Here is a 9,200-nt window from a genome sequence, read left to right on the forward strand (position 1 = left end):
CCCTACCTCCTAATTTAGAAGATCTCCTCCGGTTTTGTCATGGGGATCCCCAAAAGGCAACATCTATAATGTGGACAACTGCGGATTTGCCCAGATATCCAGCCGCGTTTTGTGGGGTTTCCTATGACTGTTGCCTTTTCCTACCCGATCTTCGGCCCCAGCATTCAGTGCCCCCACTGTCGGCAAACGATTGCGGCCCTCACCCTGACCGATACCTACCTCTGCCCTCGCCATGGTGCATTTGAGGCGGATGCTGAACAAGAGGAGCTGGTACACCTGCAATCCGGACGGCGCTGGCGCTTTTGGGAAGGTCGCTGGTTTCGTCAGCACACCCACGCCGATGGGATCCGTTTTGAGATTCATGAAGAATTGGATCGGCTGCGCATGCAAGGAATGCGAGCCACTCAGGTGATCGTGGCCGAGCGCTACCGCCAGCTGCTCACCCCTTATCTGGAGCAGGGATCCCACCGTCGTCCTGGCCCACCTCGCCTCTATGGCTTGCCCGTCAGCTTCAGCTCCCAAATCCCAGAGGATAGGGGTGGATCCCCTCAGCGCTGGCGGGTGATCAACTTTGAGCTGACCTACGAGATCGACCCGGCCATGCGGCAGCCGCAATCCCGTCTGCAACTGTGTGATTAGAAAGGCGAACAGGTAGAGAGCCATTGAAGAATCGGTGGCTGCTCAAGCCCCCTGGGATCCGCAGCTTCCTTCCGGGTCAGGGAGTGCTATGCCTTGATAGGTGTAGCCGATAAACTTGGGCTGGTCGGCCATATAAAACCGCTCCAGTTGCTCAAACCGAAACCCCGCTTCTCGGATCAACCGGGCCATATCTCGGTTGAGGTTGCAGCCATCTGCGATTACCTTTTGTATAGGGTTAAGACAATTTTGCCATCTTTGCACCTGGGGATCCTCACTGAGGCCGTGTTCGAGAAAAAACAGCTTGCCCCCCGCTCGCAACACCCGCCGGATTTCCCCTAAAGCCTTGGCCACATTGGGAATGCTGCACAATGTCCAGGTGCTGACCACGCTATCAAAACTCTGGCTTGGAAAAGGCAGTTTCTGGGCATCCGCCACCTGCCAATCAACGGCGATGGGAGAAGATGCAATGCGCCGACGAGCCAGGGATCCCATGCCGGGATTGGGGTCTACCCCTGTGATCTTGCGAATGTGCTCTGGGTAGCAGGGTAGGTTGAGGCCGGTGCCAAAACCAATCTCCAGAACGGATCCCTGCACATGGGCCAGAAGCTGTCGCCGATAGCGCTCTATCCGTTCCCCCGAGAGGGCCAGATCCAACAGTTGCGGGAAGATCACTCGGCGATAGAGGTTCATGCAACCATTCCCAGATATTCAGGCATTCATCTTTGAGCAGCTTAAACCGTCTGGACAGGTTGCGGTTGAGCAGTCACCTTCAGGGAGTGAAGGGCATAGCAGGCCAGCAACCAATTGAGCAGGCGGGCCACCACGCGAGCAGTTTGCCGTGTTGCGGATCCCACCGCCACCCCTCCCAGCGAAAGGCCAACCACAGGACGAGCAGCAAAGATGGCCTCACAGGTCTGCAACAGTTGCAACCAACTCACCCCCCCTGGCTCTGGGTGATGCACGGCGGGCGCTAAGGAAGGATCCAGCACACTGCAGTCCACCACCAAAAACACCGGTTGATCCGGCAAAGAGGCCACCACCTGCTGGGGATCCCAGCCATCTTGGGCCCAGAATATTGGGCTGTGGTGGGCTTTCAGCCATGCGTAGGCCCGCGCACTGCCGCTGCGCAATCCCACATGGATCACCGGCAGCTTGTGCTGATAGAGCAACTCCACCCAGGCAGCACTGCCATAGCTCGTATCTTGATCCGGCTGGCTCATCTCCGGCGGCGGCATCAGATTGGCATGAGCGCTGCAATGCACCACACTCAGAGTTGGGTAGTGCTTCCAGAGGGCACGAATGGCCCCCCAACTGGCGGCCAAGACCGAAGGCAACAGCACCGGCCATTGTTGTCGTCTCCAAGCTTGAGTCACCGCCGCCTCACACATGCCGTAGGGAGGCTCATCCACCAGCCCCGGCAACTGCGCCACCGCCAGCCTATCCACATCGATCCCCAACCTCGGCTCGAAGGCACACAGCTCCGAACCGGCATTGAGAATGGCCATCGGAGCCTGAGTATCGTGGCCAAAGGCGGTGGGAATGAGAATGACCCTAGCGTTGGATTGCGAGCTGGGATGGAGGGACCACTGGGCCATGGGCGCTGTTCCTTTTCCAGAAAGCTGTGGGTCTCCGGCTTGTTCTATGGTGGCCTACAGGGCGCCCAGGGATCCGTCTGAGGGCCAGCCAGTCTGCTACGAAAGATTACAGTTCCCAGGCGGAACTGGGGCCAAAAATCGAGTCAGTGGTAGATTCAAAGTGCTTCGCGCCGCAAACCGCGGTTTGGACAAGGCAAACCACCGCAAACCACAACGAGTTGAGAAAGGTAGACTATGGCTGTGATGGAAGGCGATCCTCGTCAGGGAGCAAAGCTGCCTCTATTTGGGGGATCCACCGGGGGGCTGTTGAGCGCAGCCGAAACCGAAGAAAAATACGTCATCACCTGGACGGGCAAGCCGGGGCAGGTGTTTGAAATGCCCACCGGCGGCGCTGCCGAAATGGTGGAAGGCAAAAACTTTCTCACCTTTGCCCGCAAAGAGCAGTGTTTGGCGCTGGGTGCCCAGTTGAGATCCGACTACAAGATCAACGACTACCAGATCTTCCGCATTCCCGCGGGGGGGGAGCCTGTGTTGGTGCATCCCAAAGACGGCGTCTTTCCCGAGAAGGTCAACGAAGGCCGTGAGCCCGTCGGCAAAGTGGATCGCAACATCGGCAAAAACAAAGAGCCGATTACCTACAAGTTCACCGGCGGGAAACCCTGGGATTGAACTCCCCACAGCTTCGCTCCCTACTGGGTTTCAGGATCCCCTAGCAAGGTCGGGGGATCTTTTGCTTGCCTGTTTTCGACAAAAAAGCTCCAGCCCACCTTGAGCTGAAGCTACGCCCGGAAGCGCTGGGGATCTCCTATATGTAGCCAGGGATCCCAGGGGCCAACCTACTTGGCAATCGCCGCGAAGAACTCCTTGGATTTCACTGGGTCGGGGTGCATGGTTTTCTGGCCGGGCTGCCAGTTGGCCGGGCAAACTTCATCGGGGTGAGATTGCACGTATTGGATGGCTTGCAGGGTGCGCAAGGTTTCATCCACACTACGGCCAAAGGCCAGGTTGTTAATGGTGGCGTGCTGGATGATCCCTTCTTTGTCGATGATGAACAGGCCGCGCAGCGCCACACCCGCTTCCGGATCCAGGACATTGTAGGCAGCGCTGATCTCCTTTTTCAGGTCAGAGACCAGAGGATACCTCAGCTCACCCACCCCTCCAGCCTTGCGGTCGGTTTGAATCCAGGCCAGGTGAGAGTATTCGCTATCCACTGAAACACCCAGGATCTCGGTATCCAGCTTGGCAAAGTCGTCATAGCGGTCGCTGAAGGCCGTGATCTCCGTTGGGCAGACAAAGGTGAAGTCCAAGGGGTAGAAGAACAACACCACATACTTCTTACCCCGGTAGTCGGAGAGCTTCACCGTCTTGAATTCCATGTCATAGACGGCGGTGGCCGAAAAATCGGGAGCGGGCTGCCCCACTCGCAGGCATCCTTCCTGAGACATAAATCAACGCTCCTTGCGGTAAAGTGCAAATGTAAACCAAACCTAACATACCATACTCATAATGACTCTGCCTTAAATAGATAGCGACGGATCCCAACTGCTGGGATCCGGATAATCCCCATTTTTCCATGCTGATCGGTTCGGCTTTGCAAGGGATCCCATGAGAGTGGCGCTGGAGTTCCTCTATCACTTCTGTTGTGACCGCTGTCGGCGGTGGTGGAGCCAGGCCGATGTGGAGCCCCAACCTGGGGATCGCCTGTATTGCCCCTATTGCGGCCATCAAAATTGTGTGGAGCGCATCGATACCTTTCGCAATGCTGCGCGGGGCAGTTGCCTGACCCGTCCCCCCGATGCCCCTTCTCCAGAGCCGCGTCCGCCCTCTGAAAAATCCGGGGATCGGCCTCAGGAGAAGCGATCCCCAACCTAGTTATCTTGGGCAAGCCGAGTCCTCTTGCCAAGACACCTTCTACTGCCGCGTGGAAGCAAGCCGGTGGAGCGTGTCAACCGTTCAACGCATCCGCCAGAGTTCCCCGTTGCGAAGATGACCATAGGTAGAGATCAACCTCAGGCGAGGAAGAATCCACCAGATGGCGACAGGGGCGGCGCTCTTCCAGGATGGTGGTGGAGCAGCAGCAACTGTAAACTTCCAGATAGTCGTCCGGCTCCGCCTCAAAGATCGCCTGCTGGCCGGGGAAGAGGGTGCGCTCCCAGTGGCCGGGGATCGTTCGGATCACCTGAACCTGTCCGGAACGGTTGACAAAAGCGTATCTTTTCATTGCGTTTTTTTAATGGTGTTAAGAAAAACTTATTGCCCTTAAAATAGGCTACCATCCCTGATCCCCAAGCGGCAATAGTAAGCCGCCAAGACGGGGATCGCTCTTCCTGACTGGCTTTGGGAAATTTGTTCTCTCAGCTTATTGGGGTTGAGAGAATGGGATCCCGAGGAGAAGCCTGCCCTGGTAAACTGAGGGGAAGAGTCTGAAGATATCCTTAAGTTGGCCTTCACCATTCCGAGATCAGCAAGGGGGCACATCGTGGACAACAAGTTGGGGCTAGAGATCATCGAAGTCGTGGAGCAGGCTGCCATTGCCGCCGCCCGCTGGATGGGCAAAGGGGACAACAAGACCGCCGACCAGGTGGCTGTAGAGGCCATGCGGGAGAAACTCAACCAGATCCCTATGCGCGGTCGCATCGTCATCGGGGAAGGAACCCGCGATGAGGCCCCCATGCTCTACATCGGCGAAGAAGTGGGCATCTGTACCCGCCCGGATGCTGAGCAGTTCTGCCGTGTGGAAGAGCTGGTGGAGATCGACATCGCTGTGGATCCCTGCGAGGGCACCAACCTAGTGGCCAAAGGCCAAAACGGCTCTATGGCGGTGCTGGCCATCTCCGAGAAAGGCGGCCTTCTCCACGCCCCGGACATCTACATGCAAAAGCTGGCGGCTCCGCCCCAGGCCAAGGGCAAGGTGCACATCGACTATCCGCCAGAGAAAAATCTCAAGATCATCGCCGAAAGCCTGGATCGGGAGATCTCCGATCTGACGGTGGTGGTCATGGATCGCAAGCGCCACCTCGATCTGATTCGCCAAATTCGAGAGGCGGGGGCGCGGGTGAAGCTGATTACCGATGGCGACATCTCGGCGGCTCTCTCGGCAGGCTTCAATGGCACCGGCATTCATGCCCTGATGGGGATCGGGGCTGCTCCTGAGGGAGTGATCTCGGCAGCCGCTCTGCGGTGCTTGGGCGCCCACTTCCAAGGTCGGCTGATCTACGATCCCGAGGTGGTTCAGGCAGGCACCTACTTGCCACCCGTGGAGGAAACGCGACGGGAACTCAAAGAAAAAGGCATTGAGGATCCCGACAAGGTGTGGGAGTGTGAGGAGCTGGCCAGTGGCAAGGAAGTCCTCTTTGCTGCCACCGGGATCACCGATGGCGACTTGATGCGCGGGGTGCGCTTCTTCGGGGGTGGGGCCCGCACCGAGACCTTGGTGATTTCCAGCCAATCCCGCACGGTGCGCTTTGTGGATACCATCCACATGAAAGATGGCCAGCAGCCCCGCGGACTGCAACTGCGCTAAGGGATCCCTATCTAACATCCTTGCAGATCGGGGCGGCTTTCCCCTGCTGGAGGTCGCCCTTGCCTTTTTGGGAAAGTTACGAAATCTATCAAGCCCCAACCCGTGAAAACGTAATAACTCTTCAGCAAAATCCGGCAAAACCGGTTCGATACTGGTTTTAGGGTTTAGGTAGGCTGAGAAAAGTTACCTAAGCTTGCTGGAACCGAGTCAAGGGATCCCCTCGTATCGGTCACAGCTCTTGCTTTCTCTCTGGAACAATATTTGCTTTTGTTCAGAGTTTTTGTTTTTAATAACTTTTGCTGTTGCTGCACAGACGACGGAGAGGCATGTTTATCGCGGTTGTCGGTCTTAGCCATCGCACAGCTCCCGTAGAGATTCGGGAGCGCCTCAGCATCGCGGAGGCGGAGGTGGGAGAGACGATCCAGCAGCTTCGCACCCACCCCCACATTGAGGAGGCTGCGATCCTCAGCACCTGTAACCGGCTGGAGGTCTACATCGTCACCTCAGAAATGGAGAGTGGTGTACGGCAGACGATGCAGTTCTTGGCTGAGCTGAAAGGGATCCCCTTGCCCCAACTGCGTCCGCACCTGTTTACCCTTCTTTACCAGGATGCGGTAACCCACCTGATGCGGGTGGCTGCCGGGCTAGATAGCTTGGTGCTGGGAGAAGGGCAGATCCTCTCGCAGGTGAAAAAAGCCCAGCAACTGGGCCAAGCCTGCAACGGCATGGATCGCATCCTCAATCGCCTTTTTAAGGCAGCCATTACCGCCGGCAAGCGCGTCCGTACCGAAACGGAGATCGGCACCGGCGCCATGTCCATCAGCTCGGCAGCGGTGGAGTTGGCTCTGCAAGAGCAGGGATCCCTCTCTCAGGGCAAAGTTACCGTGGTGGGGGCGGGGAGAATGGCCCGTCTGTTGGTGCAGCACCTGTTGGCCAAAGGGGCAGTCGATATCACGGTGGTCAACCGCTCCCTGGAGCGGGCCGAAGCCCTGGCCAAGCAATTCGAGCAGCCGATCCAGGTGTTGCCCTGGGAGTCGCTGCTGAGCAGCGTGGCCGAGTCCAACTTGGTCTTCACCAGCACCGGTGCCACCCAGCCGATCCTGAACTACCAGCAACTGGCAGGGGTGCTGCAGCCGGATCAGCCGCTGTTGTTGGTGGATATCTCTGTGCCCCGCAACATCGATCCCGATGTGGAAAAGCTGAAGGGGGTACAGGTGTTCAATGTGGATCACCTCTCCCGCATCGTGGAAGAAAACCGCGCCCAACGGCAAAAGCTGGCTCTGGCTGCCGAGGCCCTAGTGGAAGAGGAGGTGGATCAATTTATGGAGTGGTGGCGTTCTCTGGAGACGGTGCCCACCATTTCCAGCCTGCGCCACAAGGTGGAGTCTATCCGCGAACAGGAAATGGAAAAAGCCCTCTCCCGCCTGGGCAAAGACTTCGCCGAAAAGCATCTGGAGGTGATCGACGCCTTGACCCGCGGCATCGTCAACAAGATCCTGCACGACCCGATGGTGCAACTGCGGGCCAAACGGGATATTGAGGCGCGGCGGGCAGCCATGCGGATCTTGCAGGAACTGTTCAACCTGGATCCGGTGGTGTTTCAAGCCCAGCAGGAGCGCTAGGGATCCCTTGGCGAAGAGTGCATGACTTGAAGAATTGTAACAGCTCTCCCATCTGGGGTGGAGGGCACCCCTTAGGATACAAAGCGTAAGCCACAGGATCTGGGATTATGTTCGGACAATACGAAGTTTTTGTGCAGTTGGCCCTGCTGGCCTTGATTGTCTTGGCAGGCCCGGCGGTCATCCTGCTGCTCTATCTGCGCGGCGCCGATATGTAGGGGATCCCTCTGGATATTGAGGCAGTCGGGATAACCCTTTGGGAGTGCTGGGGCTAAGCCCAAAGCCAGGAGTGTTTAGCAACGTAACGCTCCTTTGCGTTAGAGTTGTAAAGAAATCCCTAGGGCACTCCTGCTTGTAGGGCGACATCCTGCTGGTCAATGGTTAATATGTCACTCCCCATCCGCAACGTTGCCATCATCGCCCACGTCGACCACGGCAAAACTACCCTTGTGGATGCCCTGTTACGCCAGGCGGGCATCTTTCGGGAGGGGGAAGACATTCCCACCTGTGTGATGGACTCCAACACGCTGGAGCGGGAGCGGGGCATTACCATCTTGGCCAAAAACACAGCCGTCCGCTACGGCGAAACCTTGATCAACATCGTCGACACCCCTGGCCACGCCGATTTCGGGGGCGAGGTGGAGCGGGTGCTGGGGATGGTGGAGGGCTGCTTGTTGATCGTGGATGCCAACGAAGGCCCGATGCCGCAAACCCGCTTTGTGCTGCGCAAAGCCTTGGAGAAGGGCCTGCGCCCAATTGTGGTGGTCAACAAGATTGATCGGCCTCGCGCCGAGCCCTACAAAGCCGTCGACAAGGTGCTGGATTTGTTCTTGGAGCTGGGGGCAGACGAAGACCAGTGCGACTTCCCCTATCTATTTGCCTCTGGGTTGCGCGGCTTTGCCCTGGAAGAAGCCCATCTCAAAGACTTTCTGGAAGGGAAGTACAGCGGATCCCTGGATATGAAGCCTCTTTTCGAGGCCATTCTCAAGCATGTCCCACCTCCCATTGGGGATCCCGGCAAGCCCCTGCAGCTGCAGGTCACCACGCTGGAGTATTCGGAATACCTGGGCCGGATTGTGATCGGCAAGATCCACAACGGCACCATCCGCCTGGGGGATCCATTGGCAGTGGTGAAAGAGGATGGATCCATCGCCAAAGGCAAAGTAACCAAGCTGTTCGGCTTTCAGGGGCTGCAGCGCATCGAGCTGACGGAAGCCACCGCCGGCCACATTGTCGCCGTGGCGGGGTTTGCCGAGGCCAACATCGGCCACACCCTCACCTCTCCCGAAAATCCCCAGGCTCTGCCGCTCATCAAAGTGGACGAGCCCACATTGCAGGTGATGATCTGCGTCAACGACTCCCCCTTCGCCGGGCAAGAGGGTACTTTTGTAACTTCGCGGCAACTGCGGGAGCGCCTGATGCGGGAGTTGGAAACCAACGTGGCGCTGCGGGTGGAAGAAACCGACTCGCCGGATCGCTTTTTGGTGTCGGGGCGAGGCGAGCTGCACCTGGGCATCCTGCTAGAAACCATGCGGCGGGAAGGCTATGAGTTTCAGGTGGGGCAACCGAAGGTAATTTTCCGCGAGGTCAACGGCCAGCCCTATGAGCCCTATGAGTGTTTGGTGCTGGATGTGCCGGAAGCGACGGTGGGGGCCTGCATCGAGCGGCTGGGGCAACGGCGGGGAGAAATGCAGAACATGATGGTGGGATCCGATGGTCGGGCTCAGCTGGAGTTTGTCATTCCGGCGCGAGGGCTGATCGGCTTTCGGGGGGAGTTTATCCGCATCACCCGCGGCGAGGGGATCATGAGCCACAGCTTTTTGG

The 9,200-nt window shown here is 57.9% G+C and carries 11 protein-coding genes; 7 read left to right on the forward strand and 4 right to left on the reverse strand.

Translation table 11 applies throughout. From position 1 onward, the window contains the following. Positions 1–123 precede the first annotated feature (123 nt). Positions 124–639, forward strand: coding sequence for a TIGR02652 family protein (locus NW837_RS02830; RefSeq protein ID WP_011433824.1), 516 nt, complete (start codon positions 124–126; stop codon positions 637–639). 42 nt (positions 640–681) lie between these two features. Here NW837_RS02830 and NW837_RS02835 read toward each other — a convergent pair whose 3' ends face one another. Together NW837_RS02835 and NW837_RS02840 are read right to left on the reverse strand one after the other, a co-directional pair. After that, positions 682–1,329: a class I SAM-dependent methyltransferase gene (locus tag NW837_RS02835; RefSeq protein WP_414329174.1), complete on the reverse strand. Its 648-nt coding sequence runs from the start codon at positions 1,327–1,329 to the stop codon at positions 682–684. Positions 1,330–1,370: 41 nt separating this feature from the next. Further along, positions 1,371–2,234, reverse strand: a complete 864-nt coding sequence (locus tag NW837_RS02840) for an arginase family protein (protein WP_414329175.1) — start codon at positions 2,232–2,234, stop codon at positions 1,371–1,373. 234 nt (positions 2,235–2,468) lie between these two features. On the opposite strand from NW837_RS02840, the gene NW837_RS02845 reads away from it, so the two are divergent. Continuing rightward, positions 2,469–2,903, forward strand: a complete 435-nt coding sequence (locus NW837_RS02845) for a photosystem I reaction center subunit II PsaD (RefSeq protein WP_369791755.1) — start codon at positions 2,469–2,471, stop codon at positions 2,901–2,903. A gap of 167 nt (positions 2,904–3,070) precedes the next feature. Here the strand turns inward: NW837_RS02845 and NW837_RS02850 are convergent, their stop codons facing one another. Then, the gene (locus NW837_RS02850) at positions 3,071–3,679 is read right to left on the reverse strand and encodes a peroxiredoxin (RefSeq protein ID WP_011433828.1); all 609 of its coding nucleotides are present in this window, start codon (positions 3,677–3,679) and stop codon (positions 3,071–3,073) included. 160 nt (positions 3,680–3,839) lie between these two features. On the opposite strand from NW837_RS02850, the gene NW837_RS02855 reads away from it, so the two are divergent. Beyond that, on the forward strand, positions 3,840–4,106 hold the full coding sequence (locus NW837_RS02855; RefSeq protein WP_414329176.1) for a hypothetical protein: 267 nt from the start codon (positions 3,840–3,842) through the stop codon (positions 4,104–4,106). A gap of 73 nt (positions 4,107–4,179) precedes the next feature. Here NW837_RS02855 and NW837_RS02860 read toward each other — a convergent pair whose 3' ends face one another. Beyond that, on the reverse strand, positions 4,180–4,455 hold the full coding sequence (locus NW837_RS02860; protein ID WP_414329177.1) for a DUF1830 domain-containing protein: 276 nt from the start codon (positions 4,453–4,455) through the stop codon (positions 4,180–4,182). A gap of 258 nt (positions 4,456–4,713) precedes the next feature. On the opposite strand from NW837_RS02860, the gene glpX reads away from it, so the two are divergent. The 4 genes from glpX to NW837_RS02880 form a co-directional block, all read left to right on the forward strand. Continuing rightward, on the forward strand, positions 4,714–5,757 hold the full coding sequence (gene glpX, locus NW837_RS02865) for a class II fructose-bisphosphatase (RefSeq protein ID WP_011433831.1): 1,044 nt from the start codon (positions 4,714–4,716) through the stop codon (positions 5,755–5,757). A 326-nt stretch (positions 5,758–6,083) separates the two neighbouring features. Beyond that, a complete protein-coding gene (locus NW837_RS02870; RefSeq protein ID WP_414329178.1) occupies positions 6,084–7,379 on the forward strand; it encodes a glutamyl-tRNA reductase in 1,296 nt (431 codons plus the stop codon). A 107-nt stretch (positions 7,380–7,486) separates the two neighbouring features. Further along, a complete protein-coding gene (gene psb30, locus NW837_RS02875; RefSeq protein ID WP_011433833.1) occupies positions 7,487–7,594 on the forward strand; it encodes a photosystem II reaction center protein Ycf12/Psb30 in 108 nt (35 codons plus the stop codon). A 168-nt stretch (positions 7,595–7,762) separates the two neighbouring features. Further along, on the forward strand, positions 7,763–9,200 hold a 1,438-nt coding region (locus NW837_RS02880), incomplete at its 3' end, for a GTP-binding protein (protein WP_414329179.1).

The organism is Synechococcus sp. R6-10, assembly GCF_047461815.1.
Lineage (GTDB): Bacteria > Cyanobacteriota > Cyanobacteriia > Thermostichales > Thermostichaceae > Thermostichus.

Excerpts from the sequence above, each read along its gene's own strand:
- NW837_RS02830 (WP_011433824.1), top strand. The coding sequence starts at position 124 with ATGACTGTTGCCTTTTCCTACCCGATCTTCGGCCCCAGCATTCAGTGC.
- NW837_RS02835 (WP_414329174.1), bottom strand. The coding sequence starts at position 1,329 with ATGAACCTCTATCGCCGAGTGATCTTCCCGCAACTGTTGGATCTGGCC.
- NW837_RS02840 (WP_414329175.1), bottom strand. The coding sequence starts at position 2,234 with ATGGCCCAGTGGTCCCTCCATCCCAGCTCGCAATCCAACGCTAGGGTC.
- NW837_RS02845 (WP_369791755.1), top strand. The coding sequence starts at position 2,469 with ATGGCTGTGATGGAAGGCGATCCTCGTCAGGGAGCAAAGCTGCCTCTA.
- NW837_RS02850 (WP_011433828.1), bottom strand. The coding sequence starts at position 3,679 with ATGTCTCAGGAAGGATGCCTGCGAGTGGGGCAGCCCGCTCCCGATTTT.
- NW837_RS02855 (WP_414329176.1), top strand. The coding sequence starts at position 3,840 with ATGAGAGTGGCGCTGGAGTTCCTCTATCACTTCTGTTGTGACCGCTGT.
- NW837_RS02860 (WP_414329177.1), bottom strand. The coding sequence starts at position 4,455 with ATGAAAAGATACGCTTTTGTCAACCGTTCCGGACAGGTTCAGGTGATC.
- NW837_RS02870 (WP_414329178.1), top strand. The coding sequence starts at position 6,084 with ATGTTTATCGCGGTTGTCGGTCTTAGCCATCGCACAGCTCCCGTAGAG.
- psb30 (WP_011433833.1), top strand. The coding sequence starts at position 7,487 with ATGTTCGGACAATACGAAGTTTTTGTGCAGTTGGCCCTGCTGGCCTTG.